At 47.5% G+C, this 23,934-nt stretch carries 23 protein-coding genes; 9 read left to right on the forward strand and 14 right to left on the reverse strand.

Annotation, left to right across the window (positions count from 1 at the left end):
• Positions 1-3: 3 nt before the first annotated feature.
• Complete coding sequence (locus tag PRUTH_RS07810) at positions 4-1,158, reverse strand: serine hydrolase domain-containing protein (RefSeq protein WP_026111214.1); 1,155 nt, start codon at positions 1,156-1,158, stop codon at positions 4-6.
• A gap of 111 nt (positions 1,159-1,269) precedes the next feature.
• On the opposite strand from PRUTH_RS07810, the gene PRUTH_RS07815 reads away from it, so the two are divergent.
• From PRUTH_RS07815 to PRUTH_RS07840, 6 genes are all read left to right on the forward strand, one after another.
• Positions 1,270-2,124 (forward strand): hypothetical protein, encoded by an 855-nt coding sequence (locus PRUTH_RS07815; RefSeq protein WP_151172986.1) that lies wholly within the window; start codon positions 1,270-1,272, stop codon positions 2,122-2,124.
• A gap of 101 nt (positions 2,125-2,225) precedes the next feature.
• On the forward strand, positions 2,226-3,056 hold the full coding sequence (locus tag PRUTH_RS07820; RefSeq protein WP_045978163.1) for a MipA/OmpV family protein: 831 nt from the start codon (positions 2,226-2,228) through the stop codon (positions 3,054-3,056).
• Complete coding sequence (locus PRUTH_RS07825) at positions 3,046-3,441, forward strand: DUF3019 domain-containing protein (RefSeq protein WP_151172987.1); 396 nt, start codon at positions 3,046-3,048, stop codon at positions 3,439-3,441. The genes PRUTH_RS07820 and PRUTH_RS07825 overlap by 11 nt, the downstream gene beginning before the upstream one ends.
• Entirely contained in the window at positions 3,442-4,149 is a 708-nt protein-coding gene (locus PRUTH_RS07830; protein WP_151172988.1) for a response regulator, read from the forward strand.
• A 19-nt stretch (positions 4,150-4,168) separates the two neighbouring features.
• Positions 4,169-5,437, forward strand: a complete 1,269-nt coding sequence (locus tag PRUTH_RS07835) for a HAMP domain-containing sensor histidine kinase (protein WP_151172989.1) — start codon at positions 4,169-4,171, stop codon at positions 5,435-5,437.
• A gap of 210 nt (positions 5,438-5,647) precedes the next feature.
• Positions 5,648-6,997, forward strand: coding sequence for a sodium-dependent transporter (locus PRUTH_RS07840; RefSeq protein ID WP_151172990.1), 1,350 nt, complete (start codon positions 5,648-5,650; stop codon positions 6,995-6,997).
• 26 nt (positions 6,998-7,023) lie between these two features.
• On the opposite strand, the gene PRUTH_RS07845 is transcribed toward PRUTH_RS07840, so the two are convergent.
• The 3 genes from PRUTH_RS07845 to PRUTH_RS07855 form a co-directional block, all read right to left on the reverse strand.
• On the reverse strand, positions 7,024-7,998 hold the full coding sequence (locus PRUTH_RS07845; protein WP_170268918.1) for a GGDEF domain-containing response regulator: 975 nt from the start codon (positions 7,996-7,998) through the stop codon (positions 7,024-7,026).
• Between the two features lie 116 nt (positions 7,999-8,114).
• Entirely contained in the window at positions 8,115-8,564 is a 450-nt protein-coding gene (locus tag PRUTH_RS07850; protein WP_268838310.1) for a GNAT family N-acetyltransferase, read from the reverse strand.
• A gap of 61 nt (positions 8,565-8,625) precedes the next feature.
• Entirely contained in the window at positions 8,626-9,369 is a 744-nt protein-coding gene (locus PRUTH_RS07855; protein WP_151172992.1) for a sporulation protein, read from the reverse strand.
• Between the two features lie 195 nt (positions 9,370-9,564).
• Here PRUTH_RS07855 and PRUTH_RS07860 point away from each other — a divergent pair, with 195 nt between their 5' ends.
• Together PRUTH_RS07860 and PRUTH_RS07865 are read left to right on the forward strand one after the other, a co-directional pair.
• The gene (locus PRUTH_RS07860; RefSeq protein ID WP_045978168.1) at positions 9,565-11,139 is read left to right on the forward strand and encodes a cation:proton antiporter domain-containing protein; all 1,575 of its coding nucleotides are present in this window, start codon (positions 9,565-9,567) and stop codon (positions 11,137-11,139) included.
• Positions 11,140-11,409: 270 nt separating this feature from the next.
• A complete protein-coding gene (locus PRUTH_RS07865) occupies positions 11,410-11,676 on the forward strand; it encodes a hypothetical protein (protein WP_022945719.1) in 267 nt (88 codons plus the stop codon).
• A 76-nt stretch (positions 11,677-11,752) separates the two neighbouring features.
• On the opposite strand, the gene PRUTH_RS07870 is transcribed toward PRUTH_RS07865, so the two are convergent.
• The 6 genes from PRUTH_RS07870 to PRUTH_RS07895 form a co-directional block, all read right to left on the reverse strand.
• Positions 11,753-12,733 (reverse strand): sterol desaturase family protein, encoded by a 981-nt coding sequence (locus PRUTH_RS07870; protein ID WP_022945720.1) that lies wholly within the window; start codon positions 12,731-12,733, stop codon positions 11,753-11,755.
• A gap of 12 nt (positions 12,734-12,745) precedes the next feature.
• Positions 12,746-14,950 carry a TonB-dependent receptor family protein gene (locus PRUTH_RS07875; RefSeq protein WP_151173721.1) on the reverse strand — a complete coding sequence of 735 codons (2,205 nt, stop codon included), beginning with the start codon at positions 14,948-14,950 and terminating at the stop codon, positions 12,746-12,748.
• 8 nt (positions 14,951-14,958) lie between these two features.
• The gene (locus PRUTH_RS07880; protein WP_151172993.1) at positions 14,959-16,239 is read right to left on the reverse strand and encodes an imelysin family protein; all 1,281 of its coding nucleotides are present in this window, start codon (positions 16,237-16,239) and stop codon (positions 14,959-14,961) included.
• Positions 16,240-16,365: 126 nt separating this feature from the next.
• On the reverse strand, positions 16,366-18,123 hold the full coding sequence (locus PRUTH_RS07885; RefSeq protein WP_151172994.1) for a DUF4856 domain-containing protein: 1,758 nt from the start codon (positions 18,121-18,123) through the stop codon (positions 16,366-16,368).
• Positions 18,124-18,457: 334 nt separating this feature from the next.
• On the reverse strand, positions 18,458-19,072 hold the full coding sequence (locus PRUTH_RS07890; RefSeq protein ID WP_151172995.1) for a hypothetical protein: 615 nt from the start codon (positions 19,070-19,072) through the stop codon (positions 18,458-18,460).
• 16 nt (positions 19,073-19,088) lie between these two features.
• Complete coding sequence (locus tag PRUTH_RS07895) at positions 19,089-19,319, reverse strand: helix-turn-helix domain-containing protein (RefSeq protein WP_045978285.1); 231 nt, start codon at positions 19,317-19,319, stop codon at positions 19,089-19,091.
• A gap of 183 nt (positions 19,320-19,502) precedes the next feature.
• Between PRUTH_RS07895 and PRUTH_RS07900 the strand changes: the two genes are divergently transcribed.
• Entirely contained in the window at positions 19,503-20,675 is a 1,173-nt protein-coding gene (locus PRUTH_RS07900; RefSeq protein WP_151172996.1) for an acyltransferase family protein, read from the forward strand.
• A 66-nt stretch (positions 20,676-20,741) separates the two neighbouring features.
• Here the strand turns inward: PRUTH_RS07900 and PRUTH_RS07905 are convergent, their stop codons facing one another.
• From PRUTH_RS07905 to PRUTH_RS07920, 4 genes are read right to left on the reverse strand one after another with little or no spacing between them, the layout of a single operon-like run.
• The gene (locus PRUTH_RS07905; protein ID WP_151172997.1) at positions 20,742-21,998 is read right to left on the reverse strand and encodes a sensor histidine kinase; all 1,257 of its coding nucleotides are present in this window, start codon (positions 21,996-21,998) and stop codon (positions 20,742-20,744) included.
• A 5-nt stretch (positions 21,999-22,003) separates the two neighbouring features.
• Positions 22,004-22,696 carry a response regulator gene (locus PRUTH_RS07910; RefSeq protein ID WP_022945728.1) on the reverse strand — a complete coding sequence of 231 codons (693 nt, stop codon included), beginning with the start codon at positions 22,694-22,696 and terminating at the stop codon, positions 22,004-22,006.
• A gap of 15 nt (positions 22,697-22,711) precedes the next feature.
• A complete protein-coding gene (locus PRUTH_RS07915; RefSeq protein ID WP_022945729.1) occupies positions 22,712-23,092 on the reverse strand; it encodes a DUF3019 domain-containing protein in 381 nt (126 codons plus the stop codon).
• Position 23,093: 1 nt separating this feature from the next.
• A complete protein-coding gene (locus tag PRUTH_RS07920) occupies positions 23,094-23,927 on the reverse strand; it encodes a MipA/OmpV family protein (RefSeq protein ID WP_151172998.1) in 834 nt (277 codons plus the stop codon).
• Positions 23,928-23,934 lie beyond the last annotated feature (7 nt).

A 23,934-nucleotide genomic window follows, 5' to 3' on the forward strand; every position in this document is an offset into this window, starting at 1 on the left:
CTTTTATGCCGGTTGTGACATCGCCAGCAACTGATCAAGAAATTGCGTGGTCAACTCGTTAATTAAACCTGTTTCGGCATTCAGCAGCAGACTAAAACCCACATTTAAACGGGGGATAACCACAATATCGGTGCGATAGCCCTGCACCCAACCGCTGTGATAAAAGATGGTCTCATCATCATAATCATAGATACGCCAACCCAGGCCATAATGTGCCTCATTTACATGCTTTCGCCACACGCGACGATAGCGCTCCTTTTTGGTCACCGTGTAAGGACGCACTTGTGCCTGTAACGCCTCAGGCGGCAGCACACTTGGGTACATGCCAAGCTGTGCTTTGAGCCACTGCACCATGTCTGCGGCGCTGGCATTGACGCCTGCCGCTGGGGAAACCTTGTAGTAATTTTTCTTTAACCGCGCCGTATGCCAGCGTTTTCGCCCGCGCACATGGGGGTAAGCAAAGTTTTCATCCCGCACCATCCCCTCATAACCAATACTGGCATGACGCATACGTAACGGTTTAAATATAAACTCTTGCATCCATGTTTCGTACTCTAAGCCGCTGGCATTACGAATCACATCACCGACCATAGCAAACATCACATTTTGATACCCGTAGCACTGCCCTGGTGTGCATAATGGCTCAACTTTCAATAGCTTTGAGACGATATCTGGATAGTCCATGCGTGACTCAATGAGGTTATCATAGGCGTTAGGCACTAATCCGCTGGAGTGACTTAATAGATGAGCGACTTTTAAGTTGTCCCTATAAACGGTATCATTGAACGCGGGTAAATATTTTTGCACCGGTGCATCTAGATTGAGCACACCTTGCGCCGCCAGCTTAGCAGCTAACGAACCGGTAAATGTTTTTGAGACCGAGGCAAGTCGAAAACGGGTATTTACGTCCACTTGTCGGCCTTTTCTTATTTTTGTTTTACCAAATCCTAAGGCGATGGAAGGAAAGTCAGGGTGAACAATAGAAAGCGCGGCCCCGGGCACTTTTTTTTGCTCCAGTTGACGTTCTAAGCTCGCCACATAATTATCAACAAACCGGTGCCATTGTTTAGCATCGGTTGCCTCGGTGAACGGTGGCTGTTGTTCAGCATAAGAAAATGCACTAAACGCAGCAACAAAGAGAATAACTAAGAACTTCATTTTCATTATTATAGTTATGGCAATGCTGAATCATAATCGCAGAATAATATCATGAAGTTTACAGTAAACTCACGTACAATGCTGCGGTTCAACTTGCTGGGATATGAGTGAATGAGTGTAATTGAGAGTTATGGCACTATGAACAAGCATTTATTAGTAACTGCCTTTAGCGCGTCAGTGCTATTGACCAGTGGTTGCACCACTATGGAAACGACCTTGGCACCGGTCCCTGAAAAAGTACGGATGCCAATTAAACCAAGCCTAAGTGAGCGCACCTACATACTCGAGTATCAATACGCGCACCAAGCGCCGCGTGTGAAATCAGTGCAATTGCCCGCACACCCTATTACACGAGGCCAAAGTGTGGTCATCGAAAGTGAGCAGGTGGCATTAACCGAGCGCCTGCGCAATCGCCTAGTGGCTATTTTAAATGATAAGCAACTAACGGTGATCAGTGACCGCAAGCAAGCCGATTATGCATTAAGCATAAACCAGCTAGATATCAGTGAAACCGAAAGTATCGAATATCAACTTGCTAACGCCACTGTGTTTGGCGAAAGTGATTTGGCGCAGCAGTTTACCACCAAACAGTGCAGCAATATTCTCGGCTCTGTGAGCATGAAGCTTTCCCATCAAAGCTCTCAAGATGTTGTATGGTTTGCTAAATCGTCAATAGACACCGCCAGTTTCCAACGTAACCCTCTGCGCTACAAGCTGGTAATGTCTGATCACATAGAAAACCTTGAGCAAGTGCAACAGTTTGTAAATACTCACAATGCACCCGATGCGATGCAAAAACGAGGGGCTCAGCCAGCACCGCAAGCACCTCAATACATAGTACGCACTAAAAGTTCAGGCTTAAGTAAAATAGCAGGAGCCTGTGAGCAAGCTGAAGTCAGTGCTTTAGTCCCTGATTTACATTACTATTTAAGTGGTATTTTGCTAGAGAAGATCAACGTAAACTAGTCCCCTTTGGTCACGCATGGCGGCTTGCTGCCATGCTACATTTTCTTACAGACTTGGCCGCTGGAGATCGGTACACTGGAAAATAAAAAACCATTACCACTATGCGCGCCTTAATCTCCCTCATTATTTTACTTGTTAGTTTTGCTGTCTCTGCGAGTAACCGCTATTACTCAGATAATCGTCTTGAACCACAGCAGGGTTTTAACTGGGACTGGAGCGTAGGTCTGGGCTACTACGTCGAGGACTCGTACCTTATCGGCTTGGACTCTTATGATGATGGCCTTGAACCCAATATTAACTTAGTGCTCAGCTACGATAAGTTTTACCTCGACGTCGACAATAGCCAACTCAGTGGTGGCATGGTCATTGGCTATTCACTCATCGATAAATATGACTGGGGCTTGGATATTCTTGGCACCAATGTGCAATCCGGTTTTGATGAAACAGGCTTAAAGTTATACGACCGAGATGTGATAGATGCCCTCGCGGGTATCGACCGACGTCACTATGATTTTGATATGGGTATTAGGCTATCGCGGCGCTTTGAGAGCAGCCAATTATCTTTTGAGTTACTTCATGATGTCACTGATACCCACAACGACTGGGTATTTACCACGTTTCTATCGAGCATTCAGCAATATCGCAACTGGGAGTTTCGAGGTGGTCTAGGATTTAATGTGTATGGTCGTGAGTTTAGCGATTATTACTTTGGTATCGATGAGCATGAAAGCACCGAAACTCGACCGTATTATAAGCCAGATATCGCGTATGCGGTCATGCTAGAGCTCCATGCTGAGCACCCACTATCACAGAATTGGGTATTCCTTGCAGGCTGGTTATCAACCTATTTCTCGGGTGAGATCAGTGACAGCCCTATCATTTCTCAATCTTATCAGCATAAAGCCAAGGTAGGCGTGCGTTATGTGTTTTAGATTAGCCCTCGCCCTCTTCGGCACAACCGTGTTCCCGAGTGCGCCCTTAGCACAGCAAACAACGCCGCCAACGCACGCTTTATTGGCAACGCCGAATACCTGTGTAGCACTGCGTCAGGGCCGCACCTGTTACTCTGATATCGAGTTGCAATGGCAAGTGGCCAATGACGCAGCTTACTGCATCCGTGAACAAACTAAGCAGCAACCTCTGCATTGCTGGCAAGGACAACGTCAAGGCTATATGATCGTCGATTTTGCCAGCCCTAAAGCCGTGCGCTTCGAGCTCTTTCCAAGAGCATCAGGCGAGACCATTGCTGACACCGAAGTGCGAGTGCAGTGGGTTTATACCAATGGACAGAAAAAACGTCGCTGGAGATTATTTTAGATGCAGCAATCACCCCATATTCTTGTTGTTGAAGACGACCTTTCTCTGAGCGAGTGGATGCAAGACTTCCTAAGCCAAAATGGCTATCAGGTCGGCTGCTGTGGTAACGGCAAGGAAGTAGAAAGCTATGTACAAAGTTATCATCCTGATTTGGTGTTACTCGATGTCATGCTACCAGGAATGGATGGCATAAGTGTCTGTACACGCTTACGGCAATTTTATCAGCAGCCGATTATTATGTTGACTGCGCGCGATGATGAATTAGATGAAGTCATCGGCCTTGAAGTGGGTGCTAGCGACTATATCGCCAAGCCGGTACGCCCTCGAGTTCTACTGGCTCGCATTAAAGCGGCGTTACGCCCAGGCAGCGACGAGCAACCGCCCAAAAAAGAACGCGAGAGCATTCAAGTGGGCGGTCTCAGTATCGATACTGAAGCGCGACGTGTCAGTTTTAACAATAACGAGGTGGCACTGTCGAATGCCGAGTTTGCCTTGCTCTGTTACCTTGCCCAGCATGCCGGTGAAGTGGTAGACAGAGATTCCGTGTTTCGTGCCGTTAAGGGACGAGAATACGATGGCCTTGACCGCAGTATTGATGTAGTGGTCTCGGCGCTGCGCAAACACTTTAATGACAATGGCAACAAGCCGCAGCGCATTAAAACCATATGGGGCAAAGGGTACTTGTTAGTGAAGGATGCGTGGAGTTAGCTCCTAATCGTGCGTTTATATGAAAAAACTGTACTTATCTTTGTTATGCACAGCGTTAATTTCTGTGGTGTTGCTAAGCTGGCTTATCGACAGCTTCGCTAGTGGCCCAACGCAACAGGATAACTTCACACAACAACGGCAAGTGCTTGCAGGAATGGTCTCTTACCTGAGTGAGTACGAGGCGAAAAATCAGCAACATGGATTGGATGCGCTAAACCAACACTTCAAACTCGATATCGGTCTTGAGAATAACGCTACGTTAGCCCTTCCCCCTTCTTTAATCACCCAGCTGTATAGTAATTCCGGACTAGTACTTGCCGATAACCAGGGCCTTTATTTAGTGCGCGCTGCCGACAGCTTGCATGGGAAGCACCTCACCATGCGCCTACCCAAACCCAAAGCGGCGGATCATGACTTGCTACTCACGGTGTTATTCTACACCGGGGTCAGTTTGTGTATGTGGCTCCCTCTTATCCCCCTCACCCGTCGTATTAGTGTGCTCTCTAATGTAACTCAACAATTTGCTGACGGTCATTTAGAAAAACGTATTAGCGCCAGCCGCTGGAGCTATACCACACAATTAGAGCGACGCTTTAATGCCATGGCGGAGCAAATTAATGCGCTACTCGATGAGAATAAACTGATGGCGTCGAGCCTCTCTCATGACATTCGTACACCCATTGCCTGCCTGCGCTTTGGCTTGGATGCGGCAATCGAAAATGACGACCCAGGCGCGCAACAGCGCTACCTCCAGCGTATGGAAAAAGATTTAGACACCATGGAGTCGATGCTAAGCAGCTACCTGAGCTACGCGGCTCTGCAACAGCAAACTCAACAATTAACCTATAGTCAAACAAGCGCGTCGCTCTACTTGCACGATATTTGCGAGCAATTACAAGCGCAAGCGAAGGCCAATGGGCAACATATTGAGGTAAGCTGCTCAAATGCATTAAAAATAAACGCCGACCTACACTGGCTGGCGCGAGCATTGATTAATATTTTGGGTAATGCTCTTCGCTATGCACATCAATCAGTAACCGTCTGTGCAGATATTGACGGTCACTTTCTAGCGATTACGATTGAAGATGATGGCCCCGGGATCCCTCAGGCAGAACGTGCGGCAATATTAAAACCTTTCTATCAAAGTGCCAAACACCGCTCTGCGCAGGGTTATGGATTAGGCTTGGCCATATGTCAAAAAGTCATGGTCTGGCATCACGGCTACTTAGAAGTGAGTGAATCAAACTCTTTAGGTGGGGCAAAATTCACCCTTAAATTACCTCTGTAACCTTCAATTTACATTCCCTACACTGAATCACACTTGGTCGCAAATAAGCTCAAACAGCGAGATTACGGCCCTTTATGATAGGCGACCTTTTTTCTATGTACAGCGCGCTTTACCCTGCTATACGGGCAATTAATGCCCCCGTGAGCTTTTTATTTCATGGAAATTACAGTAGATTGGGAGCGCCGTTCACCTACAGAGAAATATAATAATATGAGTGCGTCGCGTGGGGAGTTTAGCTCCCGTTTTGGTTTTATAATGGCCGCTGCTGGCTCAGCGGTCGGACTCGGTAATATTTGGGGCTTCCCCACCCAAACAGCCTCCAATGGCGGGGCTGCTTTTGTATTGGCTTATTTAGTATTGGCGTTTTGCTTAGCCTATCCCGCACTGATGGCGGAATTGGTCGTTGGTCGCTATGGTCAGGCCAATGCGGTGGCGTCGCTTAAGAAGGTGTCGAACCATCGCTGGCAACACCCCTTAGCCTTTATTGTTGGCTTTGGCGGCATCATTTGTGCGGGGTTAATTTTAAGCTTTTATGCCATAGTGGCGGGTTGGATGATCAGCTTCACTGCTGAGCCAGTAGCGCAACTAGCCGGGCAGAGCGAGGCTGCCAATTGGCTGACTAGCCAGTCACTGTCACGCAACTTACTCTTTGCAGGCGGCTTTATTCTCCTGACCGTGATGATCATTAGTAAGGGCGTTGAAAATGGCATTGAAAAGTGGTCAAAACGATTGATGCCAGCGTTACTGGCAATTTTATTCGCTCTGATCGCCTACGTAATGAGCCAAGAAGGCGCGACACAAGGATTAAAGAACTACTTGCTGCCTGACTTTTCTGCGCTATTTGAACCGGCGCTGCTGGTCAGTGCTTTAGGCCAAGCATTCTTCTCGCTGTCGTTGGGCACCAGTGTCATGATCATTTATGGCTCGTATATCTCTAAAAGCGAAAACCTCGTTACCCTCGGTGCATCGGTTACCTTAATTGACGTGTTTATAGCCTTTGTTGCTGGCCTTTTGATAATCCCAGCGATGTACGTAGCACAAGCCCAAGGTGTTGAAATATTTGATGCCTCTGGCAAATTACTTTCTGAAGACACGCTGGTCTTTCAAGTGTTACCGGCACTTTTTGATTCCATGGGAAGTGCGGGGCTGTATGTGGGTTTTGCCTTTTTCGCCTTGATGAGCATTGCCGCGCTAACCTCGTCTATTTCCATGCTTGAAGCACCTGTGTCTTATACCGTTGAGAAGTTTGGTCTTAACCGCCGCCCAGCAACCTGGGTGATCGGCGTACTGATTTGTTTAGTGAGCTTCACCATCATTTTCAACTTTGAGCAACTGTTTGGCTTCGTGATTGCGCTAACAACGCGCTTCGGACAGCCCCTACTTGGACTTATGTGTTGTGTTTTTGTGGGATGGATTTGGCATCGAGCGTCACTGCTCAAAGAAATTCAGTCTGGTTGCCCTGAGGCAGCGAATAGCTGGTTCTGGAAAATCTGGCCTTGGTATATCAAGTTCGTTTGCCCCATTTGTATTTCCTTGGTATTCATCAACTCGCTGCGCTAACAGCCTAGCTAGTCAGCCGCATTGAGTTACTGCGGCTGACTCCCCTGCTCAACAGTACATATCGCTTTATTTCGTCCTTGTGCTTTTGCTTGGTATAGGTTTTCATCTGCTTGTTTAATCATGCTGCGCCAGTCCTCAGGTGCAAATCCACAGGTGATCCCGCCAACAGAGACACTAATGCGGTGATAGTCCGAGTGTTTATGAGGTAAGGCTAACGCCCTGACACCGGTGAGTACCCGCTCTGCGATAAGTTGTGCTCCGCTTGCATCGGTATGCGGCAAAATAACCGCGAACTCCTCCCCTCCTAAGCGGGTTACAAAGTCTGTCGAGCGCATTAAGCTACGCGTGAGTACTTCAGCGATCTGTACCAACGCCGCATCCCCGGCGAGGTGGCCGTAGCTGTCGTTGTACTTTTTGAACCAGTCCACATCAATCAGCAAGGCCGATATTTCCGGTGTTTCATGGCGACTGGATAACTGCAGCATGGTGGACTCAAGGTAGCGGCGATTAAACACTTTTGTGAGTGAATCAACCATGGCCGCTTCTTTGTATTCATCGAGCATTTTCTTGTATTTTAAATGGTGCATTACTCGCTTGTACAAGGTCGTTAAGCTGTAGGGCTTACGCACAAAGTCACTGCACCCAGCATCCCAAAAATCAACTTCGCGCTGGGCATGCTCCTCACTGCTGACCATTAATACCGGAATATCATCAAAACGGCTGTGCTCTCGAATTCGCTGACATAAAACAATACCGTCCATGCCTTGCAAACTAAATTCGGTGATCACGATATGCGGGGCAATGTCCATGATAAGCCGCAGCGCAGCTTCACCATCACGGCAGCGCTTAACATTGAAATGAGGGGATAACACCTCCCGCAGTAAATCAAAGTCGGCATCATTGTCTTCGACTATTAAGACAGTGCTATCGTCGATAGCTTCTCTTAGGTGTTCTTCGACCTCTTCAGTATCCGGTTCCATCGGGGTGTTTGTTGCACTCAAGTCGCCCTCCATTGAGTCACTGGCGTTGTAATGCCCAGCCGGTGGCTTGTCATCTACTAGTTACTTTTATTCCCTAAAGGTAGGTGATATGAGCCATTAAGCAACTTTAGCGGGGGTTAGCGCTTATGCAAATACATATCCTGATGCTCAATGCCGTCTTCTAGATAAGGCGACCCACGCGTAACAAACCCCAATTGCTGATAAAAGCCAAGTAAATAGGTCTGCGCACTTAACATTACCGGACGTTCACTAAAAAACTGCTCACACACGCCTAGAGCATGCTGCATTAAGCGCTGGGCTACCCCCTGTCCTCGTGCATGGGGCAGCACGAGCACGCGTCCGATAGCGACACTTTCTGACTTGTCGATACAACGCGCATAAGCACACAATTGATTGTTCTGATACCCTAAAATATGTTTGCTATTGGCATCAATATCGCCATCATCTAGTTCTGGATAGGGGCAGTTCTGCTCGACGACAAAAACATCAACACGAGCACGCATCAAAGTGAATAATTCGGTGGTTGTCAGCTCATCAAAGCCTTTACATAGCCAGTGTATCGTCATACTTATATCCCATTAAAAAAGCCCAGCGGTGCTGGGCTTAACGCTTTGTTGTTCTGCTAACTTAGTGAATTAAGCGCTCTAATTGGTCGCAGATCTGTGATAAGTTCACATGATCGTGCTCTATGGTCAAATCAATGTACCCATCGGAGCGAAACGCGCGATCTAACTCAATTAAAACATGCGTTTTATGTGCTTCGGGGACAAACGATAGCTCGACCTCTTGAATGCCAAACATGCCGCCGCTTTGCGGTCGGTACTCAAGTTCTTGATAGCACCCCGAGGTAGAATGGAAGCTCGGTGCGCGCAAATAGCCTTTTTCAACATCGGCTTTCATTAACCTAAAGCCCAGCCTATCCATTGCCTGCATACAGGCTTTAACAGCTTCGTTAGGGTAAATATGCAACGGATCGCGATCGCTGGCGTCAATGGCCAAATCGATATTTAAACCTGTTTGAATCCATACATGGGTTTGGTTGTAACCGGCGATAAATTCGGTGATCGGAGTTTCAGAATGCAATCGTGCTTCAAACGGAATACGTTTTTCTTCACCAGGTTGTAAGATCAGCTTCTCACCCACACGCCACTTTTCAATAATATGATTCGTAAAGTAATCGCCATCATCTGACTCTACTTTTACGCGGGTCATCAAGGCCAATTCCAAACCAGAAATATCTTGTTCTACTTCACCCCCTTTTATAATGATTTCGGCATGAAACTTTTGCCCGGGGTGTAAATGCTCAGTTTGTAGTACCGTATCGACTTTCGCGGCACCAATTCCTACAGAGGCCAGGATTTTTTTAAACATCACTTCTCCTGTTAATGAATCCTTTATTGCATCTTAACCACAATTGCGCGCCCTTGTCAGTGAAAACTTATGCAAACCATAAAAAAACTTCAATCACGATTAAAGCGAGAGGAAATGGGCCCTGGCATACATAGTATTTTCAATAACTTCTACAATTAGTTACACTGATTACACCTGCACTAAGATAACACTTTTATGGAACTGATCTTTTTTGCCGTTGCCTTTGTTTGTGGTTTTGCCGCCTATCAAGTAAAACTTCCCCCCATGGTCGGCTTTTTGGTAGCCGGATTTGTCTTACATATGGCTGGCTATAAAACCACTGCATTATTGGATCAAATCGCCGCGTTGGGGATCACCCTATTGTTGTTTAGCATAGGCTTGAAGCTCAAAGTATCGAGCTTGATGAAAGTGCAAGTGTGGCTCCCCGCCAGTGCCCACATTATTATTAGTACCGCATTGTTTTGTGGCTTTTTGCTACTGCTCGGGGTGTTCGCCCTGCCCCTCTTTATCGACCTGAACTGGCAAACCGCATTATTGCTTGGCTTTGCGTTTAGTTTCTCCAGTACCGTTTTTGCCGTTAAAGTGCTTGAAGATCGCGGTGAGATGTCGAGCCTCCACGGTAAAATATCCATCGGCATCCTGGTCATGCAAGACATCTTCGCGGTGCTATTCTTAGTAGCCAGTACTGGCAAATTACCCAATTACTGGGCGATTGCCCTAGTGGTGTTGTTGCCACTGATGCGCCCAGTCATGTTTTGGATATTGAACCGCTCCAAACATGGCGAACTACTGCCCCTGTTTGGCTTCTTTTTCGCACTTGTCGCCGGTTATCAAGCTTTTGAATTTGCAGGCATCAAAGGCGATTTAGGGGCCTTGATCTTAGGAATGATGTTTGCCAGCCACAAAAAAGCGGGTGAACTCGCTAAGTCATTACTGAGCTTTAAAGATATTCTTCTGGTTGGTTTTTTCTTAACCATAGGTCTTAATGCCGAGCTCACCGCCAGTGCATTGGTTGCAGCTATCTTGGTGGTCTCTGTGCTGGTCTTTAAAGTCGCGCTTTATTATGTACTGACTAATGCTGTGCGCCTACGTGCGCGTACCTCCCTATTGAGTGCTTTTACGCTTGCCAACTACAGTGAGTTTGGCCTTATTGTCTGTGCGCTAGCCGCAAGCAGTGGTTGGCTGTCGTCACAATGGCTAGCTGTGGTTGCCACGGCGGTCGCCATTACCTTCGTGATTGCTTCACCGTTAAATGCCAGAGCCAATGATATCTATGTAAAAATAGAGCGTTGGCTACTGCCTTTTGAAAGTGACTCGCGACTGCCAGAAGAGCTACCTGTGAATCTACACAATACCCGCATCGCTATTTTTGGCATGGGCCGCATAGGCACCGGTGCCTATGAGACTATAGCCCAGAGCTTCCCACAAGCGGTGGCGGGGATCGATATTAAACCCGAAGTGGTGGCTCGTCATGTCAAGCGCGGGCGTCGAGTGGTCACTGCCGATGCCACCGATCCTGATTTTTGGCAACGATTGAACCATGCGAAGGTGGAAATGGTGATGTTAGCCATGCCCAAGCACAATCAAAATATCTTCGCCTTAGAACAGTTACAAGCTTCGGGGTATGAGGGGCAAGTTACCGCCATTGCAAATTACCCAGATCAGCAAAAAGAGCTCGAGGAATTGGGCGTAAACTCTACTTACAACTTCTACCTTGAGGCCGGTAGTGGTTTCGCTGAGCACGTCAAAGAGAAAATTTCACTTTCTTAAATAATCCCGCTTTTAGGTAAGTGATAACGCGTTTTATTTAGTTATCACTTACTTATCAATTTTGTACCTTGTCACCAAGCTTGGAACGTTCCGAATACAGGTGTGGCGCTATTTACAAAGCTTTACACGGTTGTTGGTAATAACCGTAAAAAAAGGAGTAAACTAGGTCTATACAGTGATGTAAGTCACTATTTTTAACACAGAATTTAGCAAAGGCAACCAGATTACATTCGTTAATATGCAATTGCCGATGTGTGTAGGAGGTTGATTATGACCATCGACAATAAGCAAGCAACGCACAGCAAACTTGATAAGCAGCAAATGCGTGAATTGCAGTCGCAGCTCGATGATATCCAAGACTCAGGTGTGACTCCGGAATTTTTACGTTACGTACTATTCCAAAAAATGCTCGATGTCTATCAAGTGCCAAAAGATCATGCCCTGCGCGGTGACAGCACCCCAGAGCGCTTAGACGACCCGGCCTTGATCAATCATCTACATCAGTTAGGTTTTGCCAAGCGCAGCGCCTACCACTAACTACTTTCTGAGGGCCTACTCCCTCATTTAATAGGCTGGCAATGCCCGTCGCCAGCCTATTCCTCTACCTTACTTTTTATGCCACTGGCTTTTTCAAAGTATCCGCTTTGCGCTTAGGTTTTAGGCTTGCGAAAGAATCGCGCACCGGTTTAGTGTAAATAGCCCAGATAGAATCATGCCCGGCATCGTATTGACCCACTCCGATACTGATCTTGCCCACTTCATCGGCGCGAATGAGGGTGCCGAATAATCGGTCCCATATGGCTAAAGCCGAACCCAGGTTGGTATCAAAGTGCTGCGGGTTGTCACTGTGATGAATTTGGTGTTGCGCGGGACTAATCAACCATTTTTCAACATGGCGCCCCCAACTCAGCCACACATGAGAATGCCGCAAGTTTGACCCCATGGCATTAAAAGCGAACACAAAAATGTTAGCACCGAGAATGTCCACCATGGATAACTTAGTCCCGAATAAGTAGTAGCATACACCGACCACCATCCCTTGTGAGAGCGCCATACGGCAGGCATAAAGGTAACTCTCTAGCGGGTGAGAGCGATAAATGGTGAAAGGGGTCAGCACTTTAGCAGAATGGTGTACCTTGTGGTAATGCCACAAAAAAGGCACCTTGTGTAGTGCGTAATGCAGTAAAAACCGTGAAAAGTCATCGGCTAAAAACAGCAATACGGTAAAAATGATGACCACGCTGGTTTCACTCAACGGCATCGGCGCCCGTAAACCAAACGCGCCCTCTAATAACTCCGTTGTGGCCAGCGCCACTGGCACCATGGTCAAGATAATAGGCGTAAACAACAGTGCCTTAAGCACACGGTTGTAAATCCATAACTGATAGTCTTGGCGGGCACTGGGTGCCCACCAGATTTTTTTGGCAAACACATAGCGAAAAAAGCCACGTGTTGATTTCTTGCTCTTACGCAAGCCATAAGCAAGCGCAGCTAAGATAAGGGCCATGATGCTGTAACCAATAAAAATACGCTTATTGGCGTCAAACAGATAATCCGGCGTTTGCGCAATGCTTTGCCAAATAGTCTCTAGCATGGCCCGACCCTCTTAGAACTGGTATTTATAACCAAGCGACAGCGTCCGTGGTTTACCCGGTCGCGCCCCATAAGGGCGACGGCTGACGATGTTGTCTTGGTCAAACAGGTTATCTACCTTGGCATACACGCGGCCATATTGGCCAAGCTCATAATGAGCCGCGATATCAACCACCGTCGTTGCCGGCACTTCTTGACCCGCTAAGGCGACATCAAAGCCCTCGTAACCGACGCCCGCCGTTTCTGGCATATCGCTGACATACTTAATGAGCATATCAACCGCCCAATTTTTATGTGCCAACCCGATACTGAGCGTCGCTTGGTGCGTTGGCAAATAAGGCAGCCTATCGCCAGGGCGAATGTAACCCCACTGCACAAACTCAGAGAACAACGCTTGTTTGAACTCGCTTTGCGTATAGGTATAAGTCAAACTCATAGGAATATCGAGTTGCAGATTTAACGGATAGGTTTGAGCTATTTGCGACTCGACTCCCCACACATCGACCTCGCCACCGCTGAATTCTTGATCAAGCTGACCTTGGCTGCCGCAATTTGACTGTCCACAGCTTTCAATTAGATTAGCGTAATCATTGAAAAAGCCGACCATTTCAAATTGGGTGATGCCGTCGTTATAACGACCACCAAATTCATAGTTCACGCTTTTTTCAAACTCGTCTTCGCCATCGCGCACTGGCGCTGACGGGCTAGCAGGAACAAAGCCTTGGTGAACACCAAATAGCAAGCCGCTGTTATCATCTAACTGATAAAAGCCGCTGATCCCTGGCAACCATACACGGGTGGTCTTTTGTTGCCAATCATCAGCAAAACCCGACTTATCATTTTGATAGGTCATATCCATCAGCTCACCGCGCACGCCAACACCTAAGGTTAGCTTATCGATGGTTACCTGATCTTCTATATACACCGACCAGGCATCGGTGCTTTCTGTGTTCTCGGTGGTGAACCGGCGGGTCTCGGCGATGGCAGTATTAATGCCGTCAACCATGGCATAGGTGTCTTCATAGTGATTACGCTCAATCTCATCTTGGTGGAAACGAACCCCAAACGAGACTGTGTGCTGCAAGCCAAACAGCGGTACTTGCCAATCACCATCGAGCTGAATGCCTTGTGAGTAGTACTCACGGTCATTGGTGCCCATATTTAAAAAGTAATTGGTTTCACCGGTGAGCACAGAATCGCGCTGGCCACTTAACACCTGATATTGACCAGCAAACTGCTCAGGGTTTGCCAAAATATCAGACAAGCTAGCATTGCTGTTAGACAGGCTATTTAGCTTTAACCAGGCGCGCTCATAATCGTTACGGTAAACCCGCGTTGTTAGGTTTACATCTTCAGCGCTTAGCTGATAGGTAAACATCACTTGCGTATGCTTAGTATCCATTTGTGCCGGCTGAGATGCGGCATAACGGCGATAAGGGTTAGCCTTGTAATCGGCGTCGGTCAGACCTAAATAGGTCTCATCGGAGAGTTCATCGGCGTAAGAAAGCTTGACCTCAAAACGCTGGTCGAAACGCTGGCCATCCAGCTGATAATCCACTTTGACCAGTAAATCGTCTTTATCGAAGCCGGTATCACCGCCGCCATCGAGCTCTTTAAAGCCATCACTTTGTAAGTGCACCCCTTCGACTAAAAAGCCAAGGTTGCCTTGGCGGTCGCCATAATAAGCATGGGCTTTTTTGTAGCCATCTCCACCGGCAGATAAATCGACGCCACCAATACGATAATCTGGCACTTGGCGGCTGACCATATTCAGTGTTCCGGCCACGGTTTGTGGGCCGTATTTTATCGCCGCAGGCCCTTTAAAGACCTCCACCGCCGTCATTCGCGTGGTTAACGGGAAGTAGTAAGCGGCAGGCGCAGAATAAGGAGCCGGACCAATCAACACCCCGTCTTCTAAAATGGTGATCTTCTTACTACGCTCTGGCGTCACTCCACGAAAGCCGATATTCGGGCGCAAGCCGTAGCCGTCTTCTTCGCGTATGTTGACTCCGGGTACGTGTGATAGCACGCGGTGAATATCGTCAAATTCAAACTCTTCAAGCTGCGCTTCACCTATTAAGGTGGCCGAGCCTGCTTCGGTGCGCAGTTTGTCGTGGTGGCTAATAATCTGTATATGCTCGAGCTCTTTATCAGCAGCAAAAGCATTCAATCCAAATGCCGCAATACTCACGGCTAAGGCAAGTTTACTGTGTTTCATCATGATCCTTAATCGTTATCACCCGCCGAAGTGGTCGGCAACTCAAGTGCCAGCTCATTGATAAAGTCGTTCTTCAACTCATCGGTAATGGCTTTAACCTGGGTGTGCACTTCACGTACCTGCTCTTCGTTATCAAGTAATGCAGTGGCTAAGTCACTTTCAATTGCCGCAATCGCCGCTTTAGTGTCACTGATCCCTTGCAGCATACGCTCCTTAGTGGCGCTTGCTTGCTCATCATCAAGGTAATCGTCGAAACCCACTAACGCGGGCTCGCCCTGGCGTTGACCCACGACTAGGGCTTCAAAGGCGAGCAAGTTGGCTTTGATATTCGCCAATGAGCTTTTAGCATCGAGGCTCTCTACATCCTGTGGACACGCAGACGTACCACAGGAGTTAGGTAAAATCCCTATGGGCTCCGCCAACTTTTTATCTTTGACCACTTCGGTTAAATAAAACATTGCATCGGAGATGTGATTCAGGGCGCTATGGGCAGATTCAAACTGCGACCCGCTTTGCCCCGCTGATTTGAGCTCGGCGGCAAAGCCATTGTCGCCCTGCCATTTTTCCAACAGTTCAGCACTGGAGTTGTGCACATCCATTGCTGCGGTGACAGCATACTCACAGCGCGCCACTTTACGCGCCAGCACTGTGCGGCTATTCCAATCCGCTAAGGCATCATTAGCAACGCTACAATGGTGATCATACTGCTCATTAAAAAGCACATGTTGCAACGCAAAGAGGCCACGCCGTGTGGCGGTACGGGCACTGATATCGTATGGTCGCTCAGGGTCGTTATTAATGATGCCGTCTTGGTGGTACACCACATCTTGGTCAATGCCACAGCGGCTAATAGCAGGCCACGAATAAATGCGGTTACGCAGCTCGCCGTTGTTGGTCAAAAGCGGCCCCATTTGCATCATTTCCACCTGCTGCCAAGCGCCCATGGCATCTAACCATGCATCTTGGGCTTCAAGCATGGCCGTTTGCGCCTGCTCCGAACTACTTTGTACGCTGGCTTTTTCTAATTCACAATAACTGGCAATCGCACTTTGCTGCGCTTGTGCTTGCTGATGAAATAAAGTAAACGCCGGGGTGATCACGTTATCAACTAAACTTGCCACCAGCGCCGCTTCATCAAAGCTGGTCGGCTCGGTCGGTGAGGTTGGCTCACCGCTGCCACTGTCATTAAAACCGGCGCCTTGCGAGCTTGAGGTGCTCTCACCACAGCCGCCCAGAGCGAATGCCACAGCGAGGGCCAGAGCGCCCTGCTTGAGGATTGCTTTTTTCATTCTACCTTCCCACTTGCTAGGTATCCCACTAGGGGATTTAAACGACAAAAAGGCTAGCATTAAGCCGAGGCCTAAAAGCTAACCTTTTATGATCTTTATGCTGGCCTTAGGCCATGCAGCTGAGCCTTACCAGTTGGCAACATTCTCAGCGTTGAAGCCGTATACTTGTTGCATCAAGTCACGAGCTGTTTCTAGGTCAGCCTTGTATGCGGCAATGGCATCGGCGTCGCCTGTTACTGGTGCGTCACCAAATAGCGCGTGTAACTCGGCGAACTTACCAGCATTGGCATCGTCATTAAAAGGAGAGAATGGGCTGAACTGGAAGTTCAACGCAAAGCCTTTCATCTCACCAAAGTGCTTAGCTAAGTCGGCAAAGTTGTCGGCACTGTAGTCACCATCGCTAATTTCATCTAAATCAGCCATCGTATCGTTGATGTAGTGCACAACCGTAGCGGCAACCGCTTTTTCCCAATTGGCAACAGCGATATCACGGTGCGCCAATAACTCATCCATTTGCGCGTCGCTAAGCTCGCTGCCGACATTATCGTTGATGATTTTACGCCCGGCTATAAAGGCGTTCATCGCTGCTGCGGTGAAATCAGTGGTCACAGTCGCGCCACGGTCACGCTTTGCGGCGTTCGTTGAGTTACCCCAGTTATACTCCGCAGCTAGGTCAATCTGACCATTGCTGTCGTAATCGTTGTAGCCATTAGCAAAACCATCACGGCCACCCTTACCGGCGATTTCATCGTCGCTGTACTCTAGGTAGTTGCGCGCCGCACCAAAATAACCAAAACCTTCATCAAACTGGTGCTCAAGCGTGGTGTATAAAGCACCGTCTTTTTGCGCCACGATGTTATCGGTGGTCAGACCTTCATCAAGGTAGTCATCGGTGCCTTGAGAGAACATCAATGCGCCTAGGGTGTGCTTTTGAATAAGCTGATTGAGGTCAAGACCAGTTTCAGTAATGTACAACTTCGTGATTTGATTGCCCGCTGGGTCAACCAACAGCTCGCCTGCATTGTATTTATCAATGTTTGCCGCTAGCAGGTCGAAATAATGAAACACTAACCCTTCAGGTGTTTCGGCCTCGGCACCAAATTCGCTCCATCCCACAAAGCTGCCGGCTGCAAGCCAGTCTTTATGCATTTTCGCTGCGTCTGCACCAGCGACTTTGCCGCTAAGCTCTTTACCTGATGAAGAGATTTGAGCAAAAGAGTTTTGCTCTGTCTCAATGCCATCAGCGAAGTTAAGGCTGCCGTCTTTGATGGCTTCATAGTCACCCCACAATGCCATCAACTGCGCTTTTACAGCATCGCCGGTCAAGCTGTTAGTGGTTACAAAGTCACCAGTGAGTTGGCCAATGTAGTTTTTGATTTCTGCGCTTAGGGCATGGCGAGCGATCTGTCCGGTGTAGCTCACCGAAGAACCGCTTCCTAGTTTAGAATCGAACTCATAAAGGTTAACACCTGCTTCAGGGGCCACATCGGCAACCGTTACGGTTAATTCTTTTGCAAAGCTTAAACCACCCGCATCGGTCACTGTGACGCTTACGCTAACCTCAGTTTGCTGCTCGTAGTTCAGAGCAATACCATCTTTAAGCTTGAGGGTATTACCGTCAACAATTTCAAAACGCGCTTCATCAGCGCTCAGCGTATAGGTAAAACCAGAATCAGCGTCATCAGTGGCACTCAACGCGCCTACTTCAGCGCCCACCAAATCGTCATTTACCGACGTGCTAGACAAGCTGATGTCGGTAGGAGCTGTATTTGTTGGTTGTTCTGGGGTGGTGTTATCTGATGAATCTGATGAACCACCGCAGCCAGTTAAACCTAAGGTGGCAGCTAGCACGGCACTAGCAACTAAAGATTTACGCAATGTCATGTTGTTATCCCACTAAAGATGTGAATCATTCTCATTTTAATTGCTGTCATTATAGGGATACTCAAATAACAATCAATGGTATTTATAAGTTTTTTTAAAATCACAAATTAAAATAAATTAAACAGGTACGTAAGAAACCCGCTGAGGGCTCACACTGTTCACATCACCGATGTGAGCATACTTAATTAAGACGCGAATAAGCGCTGCGCGCACGAGCAATCGTATATAAAGGATAACAATCGGACGATAAATTAGGATGGGCTGGCTAAAGACATAAGCCGAAATGCTAGCTCAGCGCCAAAGGCGCCAAGCCATGTATGTCAGTGATGTGCTGTTACACCACCTCCAGCGTGTCTGGTTTTTTACTGAAAAATAGCGTTAGCACAATAAGTGCCATTGGGAATAGCAGCAAGTTCACGTAGGCAAACACCATCGTCAGCTGTAAAGTAGCAATGATGAGTAGCATGATTGCGAAGACTTTTAGCAACACTTGCTCACGAGCTGTCTCAACTAACAAGATAAGCGCCAAAGAAATAGCGAAAACGCTGTACAGTAACAAGCAACCACCGGCAATAAATAGGGCAACAACCGCACTATTTGAAAACGTATCAGGCTGCATCTCCTGGCCTGTTATCGCAAAGTACAGATCAAAGAGTATGGTGGCGTGAAATATAGCGACAATACACGCTAAGATGATGAGCATTGTCCGCGCCAAGCGCAAACTCAAATGATTTTTTAATACTCTCGCCAGGGTCCAATAAATATAGATCTCAAGAGCACCAATCACCATAAACAAGGCATCGGACCAAGACAGGCTATAAAGGTCTTGTTGAAATGCGGTGTCAAAGCCATCAAACGCGTGGCCATATAGGTTGCTCCAATATAGTGGAAATAGAATCGCTAGCAATACCGTAGCGATAGCCGGGATAACGAGATCACGGTTTAACATATCTGCTCCTGAGATTTTATTTATCATTATCTAAGTAATCAGCATCACGCTCGTAGACCAAAATATCACCGGGCTGACAGTGCAATACATCACAGATCGCAGCCAAGGTGCTAAAGCGAATCGCCTTTACTTTGCCATTTTTGAGTAAAGATAAGTTGGTCATCGAAATGCCTATTCTTTGCGACAATTCCGTGAGTGACATCTTTTTCTTTGCTAACTCTACATCAAGGTTTATGCGTATTTTCATGCTGACTAAATTACGACCAAAAACAATGTTTGTCAAAATATATTTTATGATAAACATAAAACATTTTGGGTTAGGCTGATCGAGGGAGGTTCATTTTCAATGGCATAAGCGTGGTTCAGCAGTGGTCATACACGCCCACTCAGTGTTAGCATTAAAGGAACAGGGAAGTGTTAGGAATGTCGAATGCAGCAGCGTTTTCATTATATTGATAATTTACGGGGCTTAGCGTTATTACTTGGCGTCGTGTTCCACGCCGCCTTGGCCTATGGCCCTTATTTTCACAATATGTGGCTGAGTGTCGATACCAACAAACATGTGCTGTTTGACTATCTCGCCATGTGGACACACCTATTTCGCATGCCACTGTTTTTTGTTATCGCTGGGTTCTGTGCCGCTATTTTAGTGACTAAACGCGGCAATGGTCATTTTATTCGCAACCGCTCCAAGCGCGTGCTGCTACCCTTTGTTATTTTTTTGCCACTGACGCTGCTGGTGCTATTTCAATTAATGGTATGGGGAGTAGAGTTCAGTGACCATCCCCCGCCGTTAGTAAATCTGCTGATGGCCGAGAAAGAGCCGCAGATCAACACTATGCATCTATGGTTTTTATGGTACTTGATGCAATTCTGTGCACTGTTTTGGTTGCTGAATAAAAGTCAGCGGTTAATAAGCAAGTTGCTTGAGGTGGTTGTTAATACGGTATTTATAGTGGTTGCGTTACCCGTTGTAATAAGTGCTGGGATGGCTCACTTAGTCGTGCCCTTCCCTGCACCCCACACCTTACAGCCGCAACTTTGGGCTTATTGCACCTATGGGCTTTTGTTTATGCTAGGTGCAAGTTTATACCATCACCACAATACCGTATTAGCTGCGCTGCGTTATTTTAAGCCGCTCGTGCTCGTTGCCTGTTTAACCGTGGGCGCGTATTTTTACCTATTACCTGAAGCACCGAGCCTTGAGCAAGTAAGGATTGCCGTAAATACCGGTGAAACTCGCGTAGCGCATATCAACCTGTTGTTAGTTGTAGTACAAACCCTCGCCATATTAAGCTGCACCGCTTTGGTATATTTAGCGGGCTATCGCTGGCTGAACCAATACAATGAGTATAGCCGCTACATCTCCGACGCTTCCTATTGGATTTACCTTATGCACATTCCAGTATTAATGTGCGTGCAAATACCAATCAGCAATACCCTACTTCCAACCTTCGCCAAGTTTACTATTTCACTTAGTACCACGTTGTTGATAGGTTTTATCAGCTACCATTTCGGCGTGAGATATACCGTGCTGGGGATGTTGTTAAATGGCGCCAAGGCAACGCCTATGCAAAGCAAGGCGATGGATTCACTGCGCTAGGAGGTATCTGCCGTCGCTCTTGTTGTGCTAATACCGCAAGGCGAGTAAGGCAAGGTCTGTATTTGGCTAGTCTAAGCCAAGGGTTTTGCCTTTGATGAACGGTAATGTGATGGTAAAGCGTGCACCGCCGAGTGGACTGTCGTCGACACTGATCTCTCCTTGGTGCCAGTGAACAATTTTGCCACATATAGCCAAACCAAGGCCGTAGCCCCCAGTGCGTTTATCACGGCTTTTATCCAAGCGAATGAATGGTTTAAAGATATCTGCTCGTTTACTATCAGGGATCCCCTCGCCATCATCTTCGACACTGATGATACATTGCTCCTTGCTGGCTTGGAGGCGCACTTCTATACGACTGTGGGCATGTTTAATGGCGTTGCCTAAAATATTTTGAAATGCACGGCTGATAAAGTGTGGATCGCAACGATACAAATTAGGCTGCTCATAAATTACTGAGATTGCAATTGCGCTGTCAAAATTGAGCTTGTCTACCAGTGATTCCATCAGCTCATTCAAATCCACTAGATGAGATTCTAAACTCGGACTTTGCGCGTCCAAGCGCGCATAATGCAGCATTTCACTGACTAAATTTTCCAGCTCGGTAACATCACCGGTCATCGACTGCACGTACTTGCGCTGTTTTTCATCGGCGCCCTGCTCAACCATTGCCAAAGCAAACTTAAGGCGCGCTAGAGGGGTGCGAAACTCATGGGATACGGAGGATGTCAGTTCACGTTGTGCGTCTAGCAAGCTGTGAATACGTCGCTGCATCACTTGCAGCGCATCGGTAATGGGCAATAAAAACGAGCGGCCAATGTCACTGACCTGAAACTCGCGGCGGCCATCCACTTCGGCACAGGCTTCGCTGAGCTTATTAAAATCCCGCCACAACATGAAGCTCCACAGCCCCACCGGCGCACCAACAACCAAGAGCACTAACAGATACGGCCAAAAGAAGCCTTCTTTTTCAGGCTTTTCCAAGCGTACGGGGCCCACTTGTAAAAGCTGTAAATCGCCTACAGGGACATACCAAATAAGATGCTCATTGGCGTCATACACATGCACAGCTTCTTTATTATCGATCCGTGTTTGTAGCTCAACAGGCAAGGCAATGGCACCACTGTCGATGGTGCGCATAGGATAGTGACTTTGGATATATTGACGCCCTAATGGGCTTTGTGCCAGCGCTTTGAAGTTATGGCCTAACTCCAACGCTAACGGAGTCGATTGTTCATCAACGGGCCACAGGCGCTCGATTACGCCGGTCACCAACACTAAGGATACAATGATATATAGATAAAGGCTGACGAACAGTTTGCCCAAATTAGTTATTCACTCCACGCATCGCTTACAAACAGGTAACCCTGACCCCATACCGTTTTTATTCTATAGGGTTTATCACTATTATCACCTAGTTTTTTGCGTAATCGTGAAATTCGTACATCAACAGTTCTATCTAAACCATCGTACTGTCGGCCAATCATTTGTTCGTGTACATATTCGCGGCTCAGTACATCACCAGCATTGCTTGCCAGTAACCATAATAGCTCGAACTCATGAGAGGTCAGCGATACTTCCTGCCCTTTCAACGTCACAATACGGCTATTTTTATCAATTTTCAGCTCGCCAAAGGTGACACTTTGCACGCTTTTGTCTTGCTCTTGGGTGCGTCTTAACAGTGCGGTAATACGCGCCAGCAACACCCGAGGCTCAGCAGGTTTTATCACATAGTCATCTGCACCTAGCTCAAGACCGATAACTTGGTCAAAATCTTCGCCTTTGGCGGTCAACATTAAAATGGGTAGCGCGTACTTATCACGTACTTCGCGGCACACAGTGAAGCCATCCTTGCCTGGCAGCATGACATCTAAAATCATTAAATCCACTTTGTGTTTACTAAGGTAGTCCATCACCTCGTCACCGCGAGACAGCACTGCGACATGTAAATTATTCTGTTGCAGATAGTCTCGGGTTAGCTCTTGTAGAGCCAAATCGTCCTCAACTAAGAGTATGTTCGCCATGTGCCAACTCCTGAATTAAAAAAAACTCCACACCGAACGTAAGCGCCGACGCGAGCTTTGCATCGTTTGCAGTTCCAGTTGGGTATCTACGACTAATTCGCCGGTTTGTGCATGGGTAAGGGAGTATATGGCCGGTAACTGAACCTTGGCTTTATACTGCCACTGCCCTTGCCGTTGGTCTTGCCAGCATTGCAAGGTTCGCTCGTTCTCGCGCAAGCACACCGGCATCGCTTGCGGTAGTTGCCAACGGATATGCATGGCCGTTTCGCACGCCTGTCCCTTTTCGGCAACCACACAATATTGCGGAGCAATCACCAATGCCGTATCACTTAGCGTAAGCGTACTACTAAGTTGCATGGCATTAACTAAGGTCGCTGCAAAAACGGCGCTGATCATATTAAAACACGTGCTTGAGGCCAATAAAGGCCGTTACTGCGCTCGACTCCTCAAACAAGGGACTATCGCTGGCTAGGCTATGGTAGTCAATATAACCCACATGAAAGCGTAGCGCATTGCGCTTATTCAATATAAAGCTGACATCAATGTTGGCATAGGGCTGTAAAGTGCTGCCTAGGCTCAACGCATCTAGCCCGGTCACCTCTTGCTGTTGTAGGCCATAAAAGTAGGTATTCATTTCTGCATTAGCGTACTTGATACCCACCGTCGGTTCGACGATCCACCGCTGCATACGATAACTGTTACGCCAACTAATATCCGCGCGCCAACCATTATAGACACTGGTGGTATCCGCCAGCGCATTAACGGTGACTTGCCCGGCGCTGGAAAAGTAATGGTACTCCAAGCCTACATCTAATGCCCACTGACGCTTTCGTACATCGTGAATATCAACGACCCGTGGGCCATCCATCTCCATACTAGCGAAAGAATTCCCTTGTAAAGCGAAGACGCGGCTCGGGTGCCAATCAACAAAAAAACGGGTTTCAGGGTTAAATTCAGTGACGACACTAAGCACATGTTCGGAGTGTTCAACAAAGGTGTAGCCTAGTTGCGCATTGTCAAAATACCAAGACTCGCCATAGTATGCGATATCGGGGATAAGTATTAATGGCAGATTATCACCACCATGAAGTGGATTGGTCATGCTGCCGTAGCCGAGGTTAGCGCCTACATGCCACTGATTTAGCGCGACTTCCTCACCTCGTGCCGACGGCGCGCTAAACACCGCAGCGATCAGAAACATAGCCAATAGTCGACTGTGCGTGCCAAGCATAGATCAC

The organism is Pseudoalteromonas ruthenica, from assembly GCF_008808095.1.
GTDB classification, from domain to species: domain Bacteria; phylum Pseudomonadota; class Gammaproteobacteria; order Enterobacterales; family Alteromonadaceae; genus Pseudoalteromonas; species Pseudoalteromonas ruthenica.